This window comes from Methylolobus aquaticus (assembly GCF_054172105.1).
The window spans coordinates 16,801-35,460 of the sequence record NZ_JBSYXP010000013.1; the positions used below are offsets into that span (position 1 = coordinate 16,801).

At 64.3% G+C, this 18,660-nt stretch carries 12 protein-coding genes; 8 read left to right on the forward strand and 4 right to left on the reverse strand.

What is annotated here, in order from left to right; translation table 11 throughout:
- Window positions 1-2: 2 nt before the first annotated feature.
- Entirely contained in the window at window positions 3-1,535 is a 1,533-nt protein-coding gene (locus ACW73L_RS16470) for an MATE family efflux transporter (RefSeq protein WP_498923577.1), read from the reverse strand.
- 572 nt (window positions 1,536-2,107) lie between these two features.
- Here ACW73L_RS16470 and ACW73L_RS16475 point away from each other — a divergent pair.
- The 4 genes from ACW73L_RS16475 (at window position 2,108) to ACW73L_RS16490 (ending at window position 6,204) form a co-directional block, all read left to right on the forward strand.
- Window positions 2,108-2,770: a response regulator gene (locus tag ACW73L_RS16475; protein ID WP_498923579.1), complete on the forward strand. Its 663-nt coding sequence runs from the start codon at window positions 2,108-2,110 to the stop codon at window positions 2,768-2,770.
- On the forward strand, window positions 2,767-4,101 hold the full coding sequence (locus tag ACW73L_RS16480) for an ATP-binding protein (protein ID WP_498923581.1): 1,335 nt from the start codon (window positions 2,767-2,769) through the stop codon (window positions 4,099-4,101). The genes ACW73L_RS16475 and ACW73L_RS16480 overlap by 4 nt, the downstream gene beginning before the upstream one ends.
- Before the next feature lie 118 nt (window positions 4,102-4,219).
- Window positions 4,220-5,680, forward strand: coding sequence for a DegQ family serine endoprotease (locus ACW73L_RS16485; protein ID WP_498923582.1), 1,461 nt, complete (start codon window positions 4,220-4,222; stop codon window positions 5,678-5,680).
- Window positions 5,681-5,739: 59 nt separating this feature from the next.
- Window positions 5,740-6,204 carry a PepSY domain-containing protein gene (locus ACW73L_RS16490; protein ID WP_498923584.1) on the forward strand — a complete coding sequence of 155 codons (465 nt, stop codon included), beginning with the start codon at window positions 5,740-5,742 and terminating at the stop codon, window positions 6,202-6,204.
- Between the two features lie 80 nt (window positions 6,205-6,284).
- Here the strand turns inward: ACW73L_RS16490 and ACW73L_RS16495 are convergent, their stop codons facing one another.
- Window positions 6,285-6,623, reverse strand: a complete 339-nt coding sequence (locus ACW73L_RS16495) for a hypothetical protein (RefSeq protein WP_498923585.1) — start codon at window positions 6,621-6,623, stop codon at window positions 6,285-6,287.
- A 265-nt stretch (window positions 6,624-6,888) separates the two neighbouring features.
- Window positions 6,889-11,364 carry a DEAD/DEAH box helicase gene (locus tag ACW73L_RS16500; protein ID WP_498923587.1) on the reverse strand — a complete coding sequence of 1,492 codons (4,476 nt, stop codon included), beginning with the start codon at window positions 11,362-11,364 and terminating at the stop codon, window positions 6,889-6,891.
- Between the two features lie 395 nt (window positions 11,365-11,759).
- On the opposite strand from ACW73L_RS16500, the gene ACW73L_RS16505 reads away from it, so the two are divergent.
- Window positions 11,760-12,695: a glycosyltransferase family 2 protein gene (locus ACW73L_RS16505; protein WP_498923589.1), complete on the forward strand. Its 936-nt coding sequence runs from the start codon at window positions 11,760-11,762 to the stop codon at window positions 12,693-12,695.
- 327 nt (window positions 12,696-13,022) lie between these two features.
- Window positions 13,023-13,628, forward strand: coding sequence for a hypothetical protein (locus ACW73L_RS16510; RefSeq protein WP_498923591.1), 606 nt, complete (start codon window positions 13,023-13,025; stop codon window positions 13,626-13,628).
- 75 nt (window positions 13,629-13,703) lie between these two features.
- On the opposite strand, the gene ACW73L_RS16515 is transcribed toward ACW73L_RS16510, so the two are convergent.
- Window positions 13,704-14,462, reverse strand: a complete 759-nt coding sequence (locus ACW73L_RS16515) for a PIG-L deacetylase family protein (protein ID WP_498923592.1) — start codon at window positions 14,460-14,462, stop codon at window positions 13,704-13,706.
- Window positions 14,463-14,822: 360 nt separating this feature from the next.
- Here ACW73L_RS16515 and ACW73L_RS16520 point away from each other — a divergent pair, with 360 nt between their 5' ends.
- Both ACW73L_RS16520 and ACW73L_RS16525 read left to right on the forward strand, forming a co-directional pair.
- A complete protein-coding gene (locus tag ACW73L_RS16520; protein WP_498923594.1) occupies window positions 14,823-16,925 on the forward strand; it encodes an RCC1 domain-containing protein in 2,103 nt (700 codons plus the stop codon).
- Window positions 16,926-17,216: 291 nt separating this feature from the next.
- Entirely contained in the window at window positions 17,217-18,539 is a 1,323-nt protein-coding gene (locus ACW73L_RS16525) for a YhjD/YihY/BrkB family envelope integrity protein (protein WP_498923596.1), read from the forward strand.
- Window positions 18,540-18,660: the final 121 nt, after the last annotated feature.

The following is an 18,660-nucleotide window of genomic DNA, read 5'->3' on the forward strand; positions in this document are numbered from 1 at the left end:
CCTCAGCCTTCCGGTTCCGATTCGTCGTTCGGCGTCTTCTTCGCGCGCCGGCGCCCTTTCCCGGTCACTTTGGCCAGCACCTTCCCGATCCCGGCGATCACATAGCGGCGCTCGCCCGGCTGAAAAACGAGGAACCACATCACCAGCACCGACCACAGCGGCGCCCCGGCCAGGTTGGCGATAAGCTGGGCCTGCCGATCCGGGACGTAAAGGTTGAAAGCGATCACCGGGACCACCGTCATCATGACGAGAAACGCGAGCCTGACCAGAACGCGTCCGGAGAATGCCCGGACACTGAATCCGGCGCGTTTTCTGAGCAGCACCATGCGAGCAATCAAGCCCATCAAGGACAATCCAATACTGACAAAAAAGACGGAGTAAGGCGGCATTCCCTGCTTCAACAGCAGATACGCGATGGGAATATTAAGGAGCAGCATACCCCCGACAATCACCTGTATCTTCGCGATCTTTCCGGTCGCTCTCGCGACGGTCAACAAGGTCGACGACAGCACGACGAACAGCGCATCGATAAGTATCAGACGGGAGAACTCCGATGTGTACTCAGGAACCCGCGTAAGCCATAGGCGCAGGATCAGATCCATCTCGAACAACAGGGGGAGACACATCGTGAACATCAGGAAGAAGCTGATCTTCGTAGCCTGAAATACCAGCTTGTACATCGAGACCCTGTCGTTGCTTGCATAGGTCTTGACGATCTGCGGGTTCGAAGCCGTATTGATCATGCTCGAAAACGTCCGAACCTGGCCATTGATCTGGGTCGCAATTCCGTTTGCCGCATTTACGGCGGGTCCAAAAAAGGTGTTGAACAGAATGCTCGTGCCCTGAGTCTTTGCGATGGTGGCCAGATTTTCTATCACGTTCCAGCTGGCAAACCCGGCCAGTTCGCGATAGAGCTTTTTCTGCCTGACGATGCGAAAGCGACTCTCTTTGTAGAAAATCCAGCAGACGATATAGTTGACCAGGAGTGTCGCTGCCGAGATTGCGAAGACCAGGACGGCATAGAGTTGCAGTTTGTCGTGCTGCGTTGACAGCAGTGCAATCGCTGCGGCAAGCTTGCCGAAGGTCGCTACGAGATTTATGAGCGCTGTTCCGATCATGTTTTCCCGGGCGCTGAAAATACCGGAACATGGAACGGTCATCACGGTGCAGATAAACGTCAAGATAGTGAAATGCAAGACCCACTCTGCGGCCACCAGTCGTTCGGGAGGAATGACGAGGTAAGTCCTAAGAAACCAGAATCCAGCCGTTTCACCTATTACGAAGACCAAAAAAGAAATAGCCAGATGGATCGAGAAGGCAACATTGAATACATTTCTTACGCCTTCTGGCCTGTTCTGAGCCATTTCGACGTTGAGGTACCTTTGTACCGAACCCGTCATGGTCGTCTGCAGAAACTTGAGGAGCAGGACCACGCCACCGACGACGCTGAAGATACCGAAATCGACGAATCCTAGCGCCTGCAGTGTGACTCGTGAGGTATAGAGAACCACCAGTGTATTTATGATCAAATACACATACATTACACCGGTGTTCAGAGCCACTCTCTTGACGTTAAGCACTATGTCGTTCCTCTATTCGGAAAAGCATCTTGTATAATGAGGCTGGCCGCGGCAGCTCAGTCGATGGATACCGACCGCGTCGATCGAAAACCCAGTTCGCCACCCCGTGCGAAGCCAATGGACGGCGTCTGCGAAGAGAAACCCCAAAGGGCTGGGCGGGCCTGCAGGCATTGACTGAAAATGCCAAGGTCAGGATTAAGGTAAACCCAACCACATGACGGGCACCGTGACTGGGACAGGAGCGCCGGAAGCGTCGCACAACGGATGTCGGCAACGGTATTGAGTGGCGTGCGGCCTGCGGCTGGTGCCGATGGACGCTGATCAGTACCCGCCCCCAAGCGGTAAACGATGGCAAAATCTGTCATGAAGGTCCAAGCAGTATATCTGATATGCCTTTCCGCTGTCCCACACGGAAATCCGCTCAGGGAACGCGAGAATAATCTCAGACAACCCGCGCAGCGGCCGGGCCTGGCGCGTGGCCCGGACGGGAGACACGCATGCACAACACGAAATAGGGCATTGCCTCCGTGCGCATACTGATTGCCGAGGATGACCCGATGATCGGGAAGAGCGTTCAGGGCGCGCTCCGCCAGGAAGGCTATGCCGTCGATTGGGTGCAGGACGGTCTCGCGGCGGAACTGGCATTGCGGAACGGCGTCTACGACCTGCTGCTGCTCGATCTGGGCCTGCCGCGCAAGAGCGGACTCGCGATACTCCAAGCCCTGCGCGCCCGGCACGATCAGACGCCGGTGTTGATCCTCACCGCGCGTGACGCAATTCCCGACCGCGTCGCCGGGCTGGACGCCGGCGCCGACGACTATCTGGTCAAGCCCTTCGACCTGAACGAACTGAACGCCCGGATCCGGGCTCTGGCCCGCCGGCGCAGCGGACGCCCCACCCCGTTCATCGAGCATGGGAGCCTCCACGTCGACCCGGCATCCCACGCCGTACAACTCGATGGGGTTCCGGTCACCCTATCTGCACGGGAGTTTTCTTTGTTGACGGCACTGCTTGAGAACCCCGGCGTTCCGATGTCCCGAGCGCAACTCGAGGACCGCATCTACGGCTGGGGTGAAGAGGTCGAGAGCAATACGGTCGAGGTCTACGTGCATTCGCTGCGCCGCAAACTCGGCGCAGGCTGGATCAGGAACGTGCGCGGTGTCGGCTACCTGATCCCGAAGCAGCCGTGACGTCGATCCGTCGCAGGCTGACCGTCGCCCTGCTTGGGACGATCGCGCTGGCCGTTTTGCTGGGTGGCACCGCGATCCACCATGAAGCGCGCGAGGAAGTGGATGAACTCCTCGATTATCAGCTCCGCCAGCTCGCGCTCTCGGTCGGTGACCAGGTGTGGGGCCCGGGGTTCGTGCCTCACGGCCACGATGGAGGGGAAACAGACTTCGTGATCCAGGTATGGGGCCCCAACGGCGTCAGCCTCTATTTCTCGCGCCCGCACCAGATCCTGCCGGTCGGCTCCGAACTCGGGTTCTCGACGATCGAGACGCGTGAGGGCGCCTGGCGCGTCTACGTGACGCGGACGCCGCTGCAATTGATACAGGTCGCCCAGCCGATGACGGTGCGGAACACCATGGCACTGGCCGCCGTGACCCGCGTGCTGACGCCCATGCTGTTGTTGCTGCCGGTGCTCAGCCTGCTGATCTGGGTCATCGTCGGTCGAGGACTCGCCCCGCTTCGGCGCCTCGCCCGGGCCGTCGCATTGCGCAGCCCCAGCGGGCTGGAACCGCTTCCGGTCACGGACACGCCCGAGGAAGTCATGCCCCTGGTCCAGTCGCTGAACGACCTGCTGCACCGTCTGGACGAAGCCTTGGCCGCGCAAAAGGCTTTCGTGGCCGACGCCGCCCACGAGCTCCGCACGCCGATCGCCGCGCTGCAATTGCAGGTCCAGATGCTGGAACGTGCAACCAACAACGACGAACGCCGGAGCGCACTCGACGACCTGCAGGCGGGTGTCCGCCGGGGAACTCATCTGGTAAATCAGTTGCTGACGCTGGCACGGCAGGATCCGGATCTCACCAACCGCACCAAGGTTCCGGTGAACCTTGGTGCGCTGGCCCGCTCGACGGTCGCCGAGCATGCGGTCGCCGCGGAGGAACGGCAGATCGATCTCGGCGTGACCCACGTGGACGACGCGGCCGTCATCGAGGGGAACGCAGACAGCCTGCATATCCTGCTGCGGAATCTGGTCGACAATGCCTTGCGCTACACCCCGGCCGGCGGCGCCGTCGACGTCGCGGTGACGGTCTCCGGGCCCGATGCGGTGCTCGATGTCGCGGACAATGGACCGGGCATCCCGCCCGAGGAACGCCAGCGCGTGTTCGACCGCTTCTACCGGGGCACCGGTACCGGCGAAACGGGCACCGGTCTCGGCCTCAGCATCGTCAAGTCGATCGCCGACCGGCACGGTGCGCGCGTGGAACTGGGTAGTTCGCCCGCCGGTGGCCTGAGCGTACGCGTGCGCTTCCCACTGTTCCCGCATACGCAAGGCCAACGCCCCGGAGGCTGAACCCCGAGGTCGGCACGCGCGCCACGCATTTACGCCACGCGAGACCGCCTTAAGCTGGCTTTAAGCCAGGCATCGCTATCGTGTACCCCGTCGCAACAACCTGCTTCGGGAGACACCCATGGCAAACCCCGTTCTACAACAAACCCTGATTGCTGCTGCCGTCGCCGCAACCGTTTCGGGTGGCCTGGTCTACTTCAGCCGCGATGATGCGCCGCAGACCGCCATCAGGCAGATTGCCGCACCGACCCAACAATCCGCGCCGTCCCGCCCGGCCATGGCCACCCTACCCAATTTCGCGGCCATCGCGGTCGAGAGCGGTCCGGCCGTCGTCAACATCAGTGTCAGCGGAACCACGAAAGTCAGCGCGCGCGGTCAGACCCCGTTCGGCGGCGAACCGCCGCTGTCCGAGTTCTTCCGGCACTTCCAGCCCCCCATGCCACAGGACGAAGCGCCCCAGGCCAAGGGCATGGGGTCCGGCTTCGTGATCCGAGCTGATGGCCTGATCATGACGAATGCGCATGTCGTCGACGGAGCATCCGAGGTGACCGTCAAGCTGACCGACAAGCGCGAGTTTCCGGCCAAGGTCGTCGGCATCGACAAACCGACCGACCTCGCCTTGTTGAAGATCGAAGCCCAGGGACTGCCGGCCGTCAAGCTCGGGAATCCGGACGATAGCGGCGTTGGCGACTGGGTGGTCGCGATCGGCGCACCCTTTGGTTTCGAGAACACCGTCACCGCCGGAATCATCTCGGCGAAGTCACGCTCGCTGCCCGAGGAAGGCTACGTGCCGTTCCTGCAGACGGACGTGGCAGTGAATCCGGGCAACTCCGGTGGGCCCTTGTTCAACCTCAAAGGCGAAGTGATCGGCATCAACTCGCAGATCTACAGCCGCACCGGCGGCTATCAGGGGCTGTCGTTCGCAATCCCGATCGACGTCGCGCTGAAGGTCGAGCAGCAACTCGTCGAACACGGCAAGGTCAGCCGCGGCAAGCTTGGCATTGCCATCCAGGACGTCAATCAGGCGCTCGCCGATTCGTTCGGCATGGCAAAGCCCGCCGGCGCACTGGTGGTCTCGGTGCAGGCGGACGGCCCCGGCGCCAGGGCCGGCATCGAGCCGGGCGATGTCATCACGGAGCTGGACGGACGTTCGATCGGCTCGTCCGGCGAACTGCCACCGCGGGTGGCCGACCTCAAACCGGGAACGGAGGGTCGTCTGACGGTCTGGCGCAATGGCGCCAGCCGCGAGCTGAAGGTGCAGGTCGGCGCACTCGAAGACGTCGCCGTTGCCGAAGAGGCTCCCATGACCGAGCCCAAGGGTCGGCTGGGCCTCGCGGTGCGGCCGCTGACGCCCGAGGAAAGCCAGCAGGCCGAGGTGTCCGGCGGACTGGTCGTCGAACGGGCGGCGGGACCTGCCGCCAAGGCCGGCGTTAGACCCGGCGACGTCGTCCTGGCCGCGAACGGGCAGCCGATCAGGAATGCCGAGCAGCTCCGCGAACTGGCCGAGCAGGCCGGCAAGTACCTTGCCCTGCTCGTCCAGCGCGGCGACGCGCGGCTTTTCGTGCCGCTGGAACTGGGATGAGCTCGCCGCGGCGCCGTAGTATCGTATCGCCGTCTCACAATGACCTCAGGAGTGCCATCATGAAATCTGCTCCCGCCACCCTCGCCTTGGCCATTCTGGTTTCTGCGCTGGCCGCCCAGGCCGAAGAGGGTACGACACCCGCCGCCGTCAAGGACGCCTTCGCGAAAGCCTACCCGCAAGCCGTCGATGTGGATTACGAGACCGAAACGAAGGACGGTAAAACCGTCTACGAAGTCGAGTTCAAACATCAGGGAAAGGACATGGAGGCGCTTTACGCGGCCGACGGCACGCTGATCCGCAGCGAAATGGAAGTGGCGGTCGACACGCTGCCGGAGCCGGTCCAGAAAGCGCTGGCAACGGCACACCCGAAGGCGAAGCTCAAGGAAGCCGAGATGCTGATGAAGCCCGACGGCAGCGTGTTCGGCTACGAAATCGAACTGAAGGAGGGAAAGGTCGAAACGACGGTCGAAGTCGCCGGCGACGGTACGATCCTTTCGACCGTGTCCGAGACCGAGGACGACTGACCGATTGGCAAGCCTCGCTGCCGGTCGCGAGGCCGCGCAGGGATGGCGTTGCCACCGCTCCGCGACAGCGCTTCAGGGTCTCAACGGCTGTTCAACAACCTCAGAAAGGCCTCTTTCTGGGGCTCGGTGAGCAGATTCAAATTGAGTTGCAAGCCGAGAAAAATGCCCGACAGGTGCGCCACGCGGGCCTGAACCTTCAGGGTTTCGCGCGGCGCGCCGGGCGCACGAAAGCTCAGCGTCAGGACTCCCGTATCACCCAGCCGCGGCTTGCGCGTTGCGGCGATGGCCAACTGCGCGCTCTGCATCGTCGCCCGCTGGCCCGACAGATCCCGGGTGTTTCCGTTCAGCGGGATGGCTCCCGGCGCTTCGAAGACACAAGGGACGCGGATTTCTTTGGTAGCGATCATTCGGTACGGCATGGCGCATGATCGCCCCGAGTCGTACCCGACTCAAGCCATTTGACGCCGCCAAAACGTCATGGGCGGGGCCATGGTGGCCCCCCATCACGCCGTAACGGTTCACGCCTCCCCCTCGCGGGAGCGGGCGGGGAAGCCGAGACACGCCGTGAATCCGTCCCTGGAGGCTAGCCTGCGGGTTCCCTCCCGCGGACGGTCTCGCCCTCCCGACCCGCTCCCACTACCCAGCAAAGGAGGGGGGAATGGTTACCATCACGCCCGTGCACAGTCAGCGGCCGAAAGGCGGGCTCGTCGATCCGCCCGTCGGCACGCCCAGTGATGGGATCGCGACCAGCCCACGATGGTCGCTTTCGAATCCGGCGCGGCGCAACCTTGCATACAGCGGCGATTCGTGAACGGGCCGGCCATTCAGCTTCTCGATGACCAGAAAGCCCCGGCGCGCCGGCATCGCGATGGTGTTCAGCGCCGCGAACACCGCTTCCCAGATCAGGTCGGGGAAGGAAGCGTGATCGAACAGCGTGATCTGACGCCCATTCTGTGCCGCATACGCCGCCAGCCGGCCGCGATACAGCACCACCCAGGCACCGGGGACACGGCGCAGCACCGCATCGCTGCACTCCTCGCGTTCCGGCCAGGGGAGGAAGCCACCATAGGGATTGGCAGGATCGAGGGCCGCAAGCACGGTCAGTTGGTGCGGCATCACGGACTCTTCATCCGGTTCGTCGGCCGGATTACAGGCGCGCAGGCGGTCGATGGCTCCCCGGTAGGCGAACTGGCTGCCCGCCAATCCCTCGACGAAGTAACCGCGCCGCAGCTTCCCGCCCTCTTCCATTGACCTGAGAACCGTATGGATGGGCGCATACCCGCCGGGGAAATCCTCGGTCTGAACGATCTCGCGACTGACGAGCCCGTAGCGTTCCAACAAGACCTGCGCCCGGGCGAACGCCTGCGCCGTCACGGTCGTGTTCGGGTCGGACAACTGCGACACCAGCGACCAGCGCCCCCCGGCCAATGCCTGACCGCCCCGTCGACCCGACTTGCCCGCCGAACCCGCCCGTCGGCCGAGAGCGCGCAATGGCGTGAAGGTGTCGTTGGTCAGCCAGCCCGCCCAGACCAGATCCCACAGCGCCGCGGTGAACTCGCCCAGGGTGGGTCTGCCCTCGAGATCCCGCGCCGCCGATTCCAGCTCAAACAGGAACGAGGCGCCCCGTTGGCGCAGATAGTCGATGATCGCGCGGTGTAATGCCGTATCGGGCGGTTCGCCGCATTTCGGGTCAATCAGAGCCCGCGCGTGATCGCGGCGGTACAGCGCAATGCGTCCGTCCGAGGGGCCGAGTGCGCTGCGTCCAACCCATACGATCGCCCCCGTCGCCGCGAGTTGATCGAGCTGGTCCGGCGAATAGCCCGGCGCACGCCGCGGCAATACAACGCGATCGAGCAGACTCCATGGCAAAGCCAGGCCCTCCAGTTGCCCGATGACCTCCAGCAGGCGCTGCGGTCCCCCGCGCTCGGCACCGATACCATGCCATTGCGGCAGGAAGATGCCCAGCACCGACGCATCCAGCGCCGCGGCCTCGTTCCTGAGCCGGGCGACCGTGCCGCGCTTGATCCGTCGCAGCACCTCCGCATCACACCATTCCGCTTCGGACCCGGTCGGACGGATCTCGCCACGCACCAGCGTGCCCTCGGCCACGAGCAGGCTCAGGACAGGGTCGACCTGTGCGGGGCGAAGGCCGAAGCGTGCGGCCAGGCGGGCGGTCACGAAGGGCCCGTGCATGCGGGCAAAGCGCGTGCACAGCCGCAGCAAGGGACGCTCTACGGACGCGAGGAAGGATTCCGGCAAGCCCGAGGGGGGCACGGTTCCCAGCGCATCCCGAAACAGGCCTGCGTCCTCGGCGGCGATCCAGCGCTGTTCGCCAGCCACATTGAGCTGGCAGGCCCGACGCTCGGCAGCGAGCAACAGCAGCCATTCCCCGGGATCCTCAACGCACCGGGCGCGAATCTCGTCGAGACCGAGATCACCGAGGCGCCTGAGCACATCGTGGAGTTCGTCGGCATCCCGGGCCCGCCGTCCGTCAGCCAGATGCTGGAGATCCTGTTCGATCTCATCGATCACGTGCTCGTCGAGCAGTTCGCGCAGCTGCGCCTGCCCCAGCAATTCACCCAGGAGTTGGCTGTCGACCGTCAGCGCCTGAGCCTTGCGCTCTGCCAGCGGCGCATCCTGTTCATAGAGATAGGCCGCGACGTAGGCAAAGACCAGCGAACGCGCGAAAGGCGATGCCGTGCGCGTTTCGGTCTCGATCACCTGCACCGTCCGGCTGCGGATCGCCGACATCAGATCTTCGAACCCGCTCAGGTCGAACTGATCGCACAGCGCCTGGCGATAAGTCTCGAGGACCAGCGGAAAAGCCGGGTAGCGCTTGACCGCGGCCAGCAAGCCCTGGGCCTTCAGCCGTTGGACCCACAAGGGATTGCGGGAACCGGGCCGCCGCCGGGGCAGCACCATCGAGCGGACCGCATTCTCCCGGAACAGGCCGGCGAACAGCGCCGTGTTGGCCAGCTCGGCCGTGACCGCGTCCCTAGCCTCGTCGGGATCGGGCAGCAACCCGTCCAGCGCAGGCAACTCGTCGACGTCCGCCAGGCGAAGCACGATGCCGTCGTCGGTATACATGACCTGCACCTCGAAGCCGCTGCGCAGGGTCAGCTGGTGCTGTATCGCCATGGCCCAGGGTCCGTGGATGCGGGCCCCAAACGGCGACAGGATGCAAACCCGCCAATCGCCCAGTTCGTCCCGGAATCGCTCGACGACGATGCAACGGTCGCTGGGGAGCGTGCCGGTGGCCTGTTGTTGTTCGTCGATGTAGGCCGCGAGATTCTGCGCGGCGAGTTCGTCCAGTGGCGTCTCTTCCAGCAGCCATCTCCGGCGCTGAGCCGGATTCTTTCCGGACACTTCGCGGAGCAGCTCCCCCAGCGCCCGACCCACGACCACAGGGCGACCGGGGCCGTCCCCCCGCCAGAACGGCAACCGCCCCGGCTCGCCCGGTGCCGGCGAGACGAGGACACGGTCGCGAGTGATTTCCTCGACCCGCCAGGTCGTCGCACCGAGCAGCACGCAGTCCCCGGTTCGTGTCTCGAACACCATCTCTTCGTCGAGTTCCCCGACCCGCGGTCCGTTTGGCACGAGGTAGACGCCGTAGTTGCCGCGATCGGGTATCGTTCCGGCGTTCAGGCGTGATCGCATTGCCGCGCCGCGCCGGGGCGACAAGCGGTCGGCCGCGCGATCCCAGGCCAGCAGCGGGCGCAGATCCGCGAATTCGTTCTCCGTGTATCGCCCCGCCAGCATATCGAGCACGGCCTCCAGCAACGGCCGGGACAAGGTCCGGTACGGATAGGCGCGGCGACAGCACTGCAGCAACTCATCGACGGTTGAGGGATGCACCACGCATTGGGCGACGACCTGCTGCGCCAGCACGTCGAGCACGTTTTGCGGTACCTGAATGGGCTCGATTTCGCCGCGCAGCATGCGCTGGCCGATCACCGCGCATTCGAGCAGATCGCCGCGAAACTTGGGGTAGATGCGCCCGACGCTGGTTTGACCGACCTGATGCCCGGCGCGCCCGACCCGCTGCAGCCCGCGCGCGACCGAGCCGGGCGACTCGACCAGCACGACCAGGTCGATGGCCCCCATGTCGATGCCCAGTTCCAGTGACGAGGTCGCGACGATGCCCCGAATCGCGCCCCGCTTGAGCTGGTCCTCGATCTCGGCGCGCTGGGCCGGCGACACGCTGCCGTGGTGCGCCCGTACCAGATCCTCGCCGGCTTCGTCATTGAGGCGCTGGGCCAGTCGCTCGCACAGACCGCGGCTGTTGACGAAGATCAGTGTGGAGCGGTTCGCGCGGATGTCGTCCAGCAGGCGCGGATAAATGGCGGGCCAGATCCCGCGTTCCGTTTTGGGCCGGCCCAGTTCGCGGCTGTAGAGCTCACCCAGAATGGAGCCACCGCGCAGCGGCTCCTCCGGCATCGCCGACGCGACCTGATCACTTTCGGGCGTCGCCATGACGATGCGCAGGTCGAGCTGCGGCGGCGCCGAGGCATCGACGATCTCGACCGGCCGGTCGCCACCGAGGAAGGCCGCAACCTCGGCCGCCGGATGGACCGTCGCCGACAGGCCGACGCGCTGCGGATCGTCTTCGCACAGCGCCGAGAGACGCTCCAGCGACAACGCCAGATGCACGCCGCGCTTGACCGGCGCCAGGGCATGCACTTCGTCGACGATCACCGTACGCACGCCCCGAAGATTGTCGCGGGCCTTTGCGCCGAGCAGCAGGTACAACGATTCGGGCGTCGTGACGAGGATATCGGCGGGCTCCCTGGCCTGTCGCAACCGCTCGCGCTGCGGCGTATCGCCGGTCCGGACGTCGACCGTGATGGATCGCGCCGGCAAACCGAGCCGCTCGGCCGTGCGGCAGATACCGACCAGCGGCGCGCGCAGATTGCGCTCGATATCGTGGACGAGCGCTTTCAATGGTGAGATGTACAGCACCTTGATGCCGGGCTCGAGAGCAGGCGCCGAGATCAGGCAATCGATTGCCGCCAGGAAAGCTGCCAACGTCTTGCCGCTGCCGGTCGGGGCGAGCAACAAGGCGTGACGACCGGCCTCAAGAATCGGCCAGCCGCGTCGCTGCACTTCGGTCGGCGCCGGAAAGTTACTGTCGAACCAGGCTTTGGTCGCGGCACTGAACATAAGTGAGGACGATGGACACGCGTTATCCGGACGGGAGGAACATCCACAGGGCAGCCATGGCGGGAGGATGGGAGCTACCAGTCAGGCTCGTTGACTAAGCTATGCGTAGTAATCGAGTCAGCGTCTCTCTGACAGAGTGAGCGCATGCCGGGACGACGGGGCCTGCAGCGGCTCGCGCCGGGACCGAGCGCCCACGGCGAGTGTCGCAATTCCTCCCGACGTTCGCAATCGGACACCCGAGGGGTCAGCGGCGATCGCGGGATTCAAGAGTTGACAAGCTCTCGCGGCCTCCGCATCCTCCGCCTCGCCTGCGCAGTCCCGCTGAGCGGCTCTCGAAAAGGGGGCGGGAAGGCCAACCTCGAGCTCTGCGCGAATACCGGATCAGGAGATCGCTCTTGGATGCACAACACGTTGCGGTCATCATCGCCGCCTACAATGCCGCCGGTACGATCGCTCGCGCCATCCGTTCGGCCCTGGCCGAGCCGGAGGTCGTCGAGGTCGTCGTCGTGGATGACCGCTCCCGCGACGCGACGGTCGAGAACGCACGCGCTGCCGACGACGGCACAGGCCGTCTCAAGGTGATCGTCCAAGCCGAGAATCGCGGCCAATCGGCCGCACGCAACCGGGGCATGGACGAAAGCCGGGCTGAATGGATCGCCGTGCTCGATTCGGACGACTTCTTTCTGTCGGGACGAACCGCAGCGCTGCTGGCCTACGCAGATCGCGCAGACTTCATCGCGGACGATGTCTGGCAGGCCGATGAGGCTTCGCTGGAACAGCCCCCCCGCAGCCTGATCGGCGAGGCATTGAGCGCACCACGACTGGTCGGATTCGATGAATTCGTCCTCTCGAACGTGCCGAGCCGCGGCCGCAAGGAACTGGGCTATGTCCAGCCCATCATGCGGCGCAGCTTTATGGAACGTCACGCGCTCCGCTATCAGGAGCACATGCGCCTGGGCGAGGACTACGAGTTGTACACGCGAGCCATCGGCTGTGGCGCACGTTTCCTGCTGGTACCCCGGCTGGGCTATGTTGCCGTGGTCCGCAGCGACTCGCTGAGCGAACGTCATCGCGTCGAAGACCTGCTGCATCTCCGCGATTGCGACCGGGACCTCGAGCAACTGGCGGGGCTGACCGATAGCAATCGCGCGGCACTGCGACAACACGCGATCAATGTGGACTGCCGCCTGCAATGGCGTCTGCTGATCGACGCACTCAAACAACGCAGGCTCGGCGCCGCTCTGGCAAGCTTCGCCCAGCCCTGGCCGGTGCCGTGGTACCTCTCCCGCCGCCTGATGGAACGCGCGCTGCGCAGGATTTCCGGGAGTTAGGAAACCGCGAAACCAAGGCCCTCACGGCTTTACTCGCAACCGCGCAAAGCGCCCGGTGTTCACGAGGCCGGAGGTGCCTTCCCGGCGCCGCCCCATGGCCATCCTGATGTCCGACTCGTCTCTGTCCGAACTGAACCGAGAAGCTCGCGGCATAGGAAGCAAGCACCCAGCCCTAGCCCCCACCGTCTCTGTCGTGCCCGTGTGGTACCCTACCGCGGCGGTTGACTTCGGCTGAGGGATACGCCGACGGGCTGGCCCCGTTAGGCGTGGAAGCAACTGCTCCAAATACTTACAACCATAATCACATTCATGAGGGCGGGAGATACCATGGCAGCAAACGAGGGTGAAGGCTTGATCGGATCGTTGATCGCCACCGTCAAGGGATTGCTCGACAAGGCAATGGGCAAGGCGGCCCCGGTCGTCGAGGAAATCAAGAAGGACACGACCGAAGTGGCCGGAAAGGTGGCCGACAACGTGACAGGCACGGCGGAACGGCTGACGGAAAACGCGGCAGAGCTGGCGCAGGCAGCCAAGGGGCGGATCGGTGACGCGGTGGAAGACCTCAAGGAAAGGGCCGATATCGTCGTCCACGAAGTGAAGGAGCGGGTCGCGGAGGCTGGGGAAGCGGTCAGTGAGCGCTATGAACAGGTGACCGAAGCAGCGGGCGACTTCCTGCAGGGCGCCAAGGAAAAGATCGCCGAAACGGTTGAGGACATCGAGGATTCGGCTGAACAGTTGATCGCGGCAACCAAGGAGCGCGCGGCCGACGTAGCCGAAAAAGTCGAGGACCTCGCCGACAGGGCCGAGGATGCGGCCGAGGATACCGCCGAGCGACTGGCCGATAAGGCCTCCGAATTGAAGGAATCGGCCAAGGCGAAGCTGGCCGAGGTGAGCGAAAAGCTCGTCGGCTCGGACGATCAGGGTCCGGCCTGACACGAAGGTCTGGTCGAGCGCGGGCGCCGTCGCGGGGCCCGCGCCGGCGGATGAGTGCCGACACTCGCCTCGCCATCAACGGCCCGCTTCCGCCCCCGACTCCCTAAGGAAGTACTCCAGAGGCGACGAAAAAAAACGCAGGAACCCGTCCGGCAGCAGGATCAGGCGCCGCGTAGGATCCGGTTCGTACTGCGAGCGATAGGCGGCGAGGGCCGCCTGCTTCTTGCCGCGCTCAGCGGATGGCAGTTCGATCCGCACCAGCCGTGACCTTTCCCGTGCCGAAAGGACCTCCAGACAACTGGATTCCCACAGCGACCAAACAAAGTAGTTCCACAGCTCGACGGGCCGCGCCGAACCGGCCGTGGCCGCCTTGACCAGCCGGTGCGTCGCCTGATGGTCGGGGTGGAAATCGTTGCGGAACGGCAGAAAGACTTCCTGGGGCGCGACACGCTGCAACACCGCCTGTATCCGCTCGACCGCCAGCAACTGGTCTGCGTCGTCCAGCTCCGTGAGTTCGCCGTCCGGCAGATCGAGAAATACCACATCGTCCGCTTGCATGCCGAGCGCATGCAGCGCCCGCAGCGCCTCCTGACGGCGCATCGCGCTGATCTCGGCACGCTGTTCCGGCGTGGTCTCATCGAGCGAACAGGCCCCGCCATCGGTCAGAAACACCACCATGATCGGTGCACCCAAGCGGCATTTCGCGGCGATCAGCCCACCGCAACCCAATGTCTCGTCGTCCTGGTGCGGTGCGAACACCACGGCCGAGCGATCCGTCACCGCGACCGGTTCCGCCTCCCGACGCAGGCGCCGGAACGCGATCCGGCGCAACACGGCCTTGCGTAGCTTCCGCCACCGCCATCCCAAATTACGGCGGATGCGGGATAGAAGACTAGCCGTTGGCTTTGTCTCTTGTTGTACGGTCACCACGATCTCCCGGCTAGCGTGATTAATCGATACGCAGAGCCACGAAAAACGGGATGCGACTGCGTCGCCTGATTCTAGCAGGGTCTCGCATTCCTCCCCGCAAGCGGCGCGTGAGCTGACATACATCAGGGATAGGGTCGGACGCCGTGCGTCATTTTGACGCTAACTCCAGCTGAGCCGCTGGCCATTAGCTTTCCTATGTTTCGTGGCAGCAACCGAGGCGTCCCTCGCTTCGGGCCATTGCACGAAACTCAAGGAGAATGCGTCATGAAGAAAAGAGGATTCATCATCTTGTGGTGCGCGGCACTGCTGAGCGCATCAGCGTTCGCCGAAACCACGATGCCCGCCGTGGCGGGCGGCGGCTGGTCATCCCTGATATTGCGGGCGGACGGCACCGTCATGGGGCAAGGCGGCAACTATTCAGGAGATCTAGGGCAGGGAGACATCTACAACCGCAGAACCTCTCCCACGCTGATTGAGGGTTTCAGCGACATAAGCCGCATCGCGATGGGATCCCAGCACAGCGTGGCGACCAAGCACGACGGCACACTCTGGGCCTGGGGAGGTAACTTTTCTGGACAACTCGGTCTCGGCGACGAGGATGACCGCTTGACGCCGGTCCAGGTTCCCGGCGTCAGCGGCGTAACCCAAGTTGCCGCCGCTAGCGGGTTCACCCTGGCATTGGGTCAGGACGGGTCAGTGTGGGCCTCCGGCGGAAACTGGGCAGGGGCACTCGGCCTCGGCGACACCGAAGACCGAACCACTTTCACCAAGCTGAGCGGGGTCTCCGACGTTACCACGATTGGAACGGGCACTTCGCATAGTCTTGCCATAAAGTCCGACGGAAGCGTCTGGGCTTGGGGCTACAACTGGAACGGCCAGCTCGGCCTTGGAGATACCACACAGCGAGAGGTCCCGACCAAGGTCGACTCTATTGAAGATGTCGTTGCGATTGCCGGAGGCAGCTACCATACGCTCGCCGCAAAGCGCGACGGCACTGTGTACGCCTGGGGAGCCAACGGGTTTGGACAGCTTGGCAACGGAGGCTTTGCGAATCGTCTGGTCCCTGTCCTAGTGGATGGCCTAACTGACGTTGTCGCCGTTGCGGCGTCGAGCTATTCGTCGTATGCGCTGACCCGTCAGGGCAATGTCTACGCGTGGGGCTACAACTTCTTCGGGCAGTTAGGGCTGGGACACACGACCAACCAGACCCGGCCGCAGCTGATAGGCAGTCTCAGCGACGTGATCGCTATCAGCGCCGGGCAAGCAGCTGCATACGCGATCAAGGCGGATGGCTCGGTTTGGTCCTTCGGCTGGAACGCCGAAGGCCAACTCGGCCTCGGCAACACCACCGACCGCTGGACGCCGACGCAGATCTCCGCCGCCGAGCACGTGGCCTCGACGCTGACGCCAGCCCGCGTCGATTTCGGCACCATCGAGCGAGGGGCCGACGTGACGCCGCAGAGCGTGGCCTTTCAGGTTACCACCGGCAGCATGAACCTCAACTTCGCGAAGGACGCCCTCGGGGTTGATGCGGGCGCGCCCGGCCTATTTTCCGGCTACACACCCGGCACCTGCACCTCCGGACTGATGTCCGATGCCAGCGGCTCCTGCCAGTTCGACCTCACCGGCAAGATCAACGGCGGCACCGGACCACGGGTCGGGCGCCTCGCCATTCCCGCCGACGGCACCCTCGCGAAGGCCGTCGTGCTGACCGCCACCGCCAACATCACCGGCAGCTGGCTCAAGGCCGATCGCTCAGTCGTGGATTTCGGCAAGCGGGCGCTCAACACGCCAGTCGACGAGACCGTGATTTTCACAAACCGCGGCACTGCCGACGTGTCCGTCAGCAATGTGCAAACGACCGGCACCGGCTTCAGCGTCACCGAGGAAAACTGCACCGCCGCCGGCGTGTTGAACCCCGGTGCAACCTGCACCGTCAGTGTCCGCTACGCCGCGACCCGCGGCGGGGCATTCAATGGGCGCCTCGTGCTCACTACCGACGCCGTGGTTCCAGTCATTCGCCTTTCCCTCACGGGCCTCGGTGACGCCCCCCGGCTCGTTCGCTCGCAAGCGCGCTTTGCTTTCGGCACCGTGCCCAAAGGCACCACCAGCGACCCGCAGACCCTGACCTTGCGCAATGCCGGTACCAAGGCCCTGAGCCTCACCAGCTTCAATCTGATGCGGCCGGGCCCCTTCGGTATCGTCGGCAACACCTGCGGCGCCACACTGGATCCCGGGGCCGACTGCTCGGTCATGTTGCAGTACGCGCCGAATACCCGGAAGGCGCATCAAAACCGTGCGATCCTCGTCACGGATGACCCCAGCAACCCGACGCTGGACTTCCCGCTGACCGGCACCGGCGGCTGACATCCCTGCCATCCCTGCGGCGCGGCCTCCCGGGGGCCGCGCCTCTTTGCCTGGCGGAGCAGAACCGGGCACATCCCACGAAATCAGGCCTGGCCGCAAGGTCGGCCCTGCCGATCACCAAAACCTTGCAGACGGCGCACCGGCCCAGTTGCCCGCACGCACTCCCGCCGACGACGCTCGCAACCTTTCCTCTCGCCATATCGCCTCGCCGGGCCAATGGGATAGACTTCGGGACTGGCTCATGGAGTCGCCGCACGTCCCAACCGTCCGCACCGCGAAGTCTTGCTTGCCATGCCCCCGAATCCATACCACCCGACACATGACTGGCTGAACTGGGCGAAGCGCTGGATCGCGGCGCTGCGCCGCGAATACGACGAGGGTGGTCTGGCGCTACGCGCGACCAGTCTGGTCTACACCAGCCTGCTCTCGCTGGCGCCCTTGTTGGCCGTCAGTTTTTCGGTGTTGAAGGCTTTCGGCGTTCACAACCAGCTCGAGCCCCTGTTGCTCGAACTGCTGGAGCCGCTGGGCGACAAATCCGCCGAAATCACCCGAACCATCATCGGTTTCGTCGAAAGCATCGGCGTCGGCGTACTCGGCATGCTCGGCGTCGCCACCTTGTTCTACACCGTGATTTCGCTACTCGAGAAAATCGAGTCGACCTTCAACCACATCTGGCGGGTTGCAACGGCGCGCAGTTTCGCGCGCCGCTTCAGTGATTATCTGAGCGTGATCCTGGTCGGCCCGGTGCTGGTGTTTTCGGCCATCGGCTTGATGGCCTCGACGGCACAGCACGAGTGGGTGCAACACATCCTCGCGATCGAGCCTTTCGGCACCCTCTACTATCTGTTGACGAAGATACTGTTGCCCTATGTATTCATCTCGGTGGCATTCAGTTTCGTCTATGTGTTCATTCCCAACACCCGCGTGCAATGGCCGGCGGCGGTCGGGGGCGGTCTGGTCGCCGGCGTGACCTGGAAGCTCGTGGGATCACTGTTCGCAGCGTTCGTATCGAACTCGGCGAGTTACAGTGCGATCTACTCCAGCTTCGCAGCCATCATCCTGTTCATGCTGTGGCTGTATATCAGCTGGTTGATCCTGTTGCTCGGCGGCGCAATCGCCTTCCATATCCAATACCCGCGTTATCTGCACTACGGCAGTCGGCACCCGAAGCTCAGCATCCGCTGCATCGAGCAACTGGCGCTGGAACTGATGTACCTGATCGGCCTGCGCCACTACCGTGGCGAGTCCGCTATACCGCTGCATACCCTGGCCGACATGGTCAACCTGCCCTGGGAGTCGGTCGGCGGCGTACTGTCGGTACTGCAGCTCAGGAACCTGCTGGTCGTCACCGACGGCGAGAACGGTACCTACCAACTGGCGCGCGACACGGACGCGATCCGGCTGCAGGATATCCTGTCGGCGATTCGGTCGTCGGGCGATGTCGATACCCTGCCCGTGATCACCGGGCCAGATTCGACGACCGCGCTCGACGGACTGCGGGATGCACCGGGCTGGCTGGCTGATCAGGCGGATGCCGGTCTGACCCTGCGCGCGGTTCTCATCGACACCTCGACGGAAGCGGGCGATGAGAGCAGCCGTCTGCCGACGGCATGATCCGGAGCCAAACCCCGGTGGTTGCTAGCCAATACGCATTCACGTGACAGAGTCGCGCAGCGACACCGACGCGCCTCTCCCTCCGGGAGAGTATGGGTGAGGGCAAGCGGTCATGGCCCGC

What these genes read in the sequence shown, in the direction of transcription:
- ACW73L_RS16485 (WP_498923582.1), top strand. Translation starts at nt 4,220, where the DNA reads ATGGCAAACCCCGTTCTACAACAAACCCTGATTGCTGCTGCCGTCGCC.
- ACW73L_RS16490 (WP_498923584.1), top strand. Translation starts at nt 5,740, where the DNA reads ATGAAATCTGCTCCCGCCACCCTCGCCTTGGCCATTCTGGTTTCTGCG.
- ACW73L_RS16495 (WP_498923585.1), bottom strand. Translation starts at nt 6,623, where the DNA reads ATGCCGTACCGAATGATCGCTACCAAAGAAATCCGCGTCCCTTGTGTC.
- ACW73L_RS16500 (WP_498923587.1), bottom strand. Translation starts at nt 11,364, where the DNA reads ATGTTCAGTGCCGCGACCAAAGCCTGGTTCGACAGTAACTTTCCGGCG.
- ACW73L_RS16510 (WP_498923591.1), top strand. Translation starts at nt 13,023, where the DNA reads ATGGCAGCAAACGAGGGTGAAGGCTTGATCGGATCGTTGATCGCCACC.
- ACW73L_RS16520 (WP_498923594.1), top strand. Translation starts at nt 14,823, where the DNA reads ATGAAGAAAAGAGGATTCATCATCTTGTGGTGCGCGGCACTGCTGAGC.
- ACW73L_RS16525 (WP_498923596.1), top strand. Translation starts at nt 17,217, where the DNA reads ATGCCCCCGAATCCATACCACCCGACACATGACTGGCTGAACTGGGCG.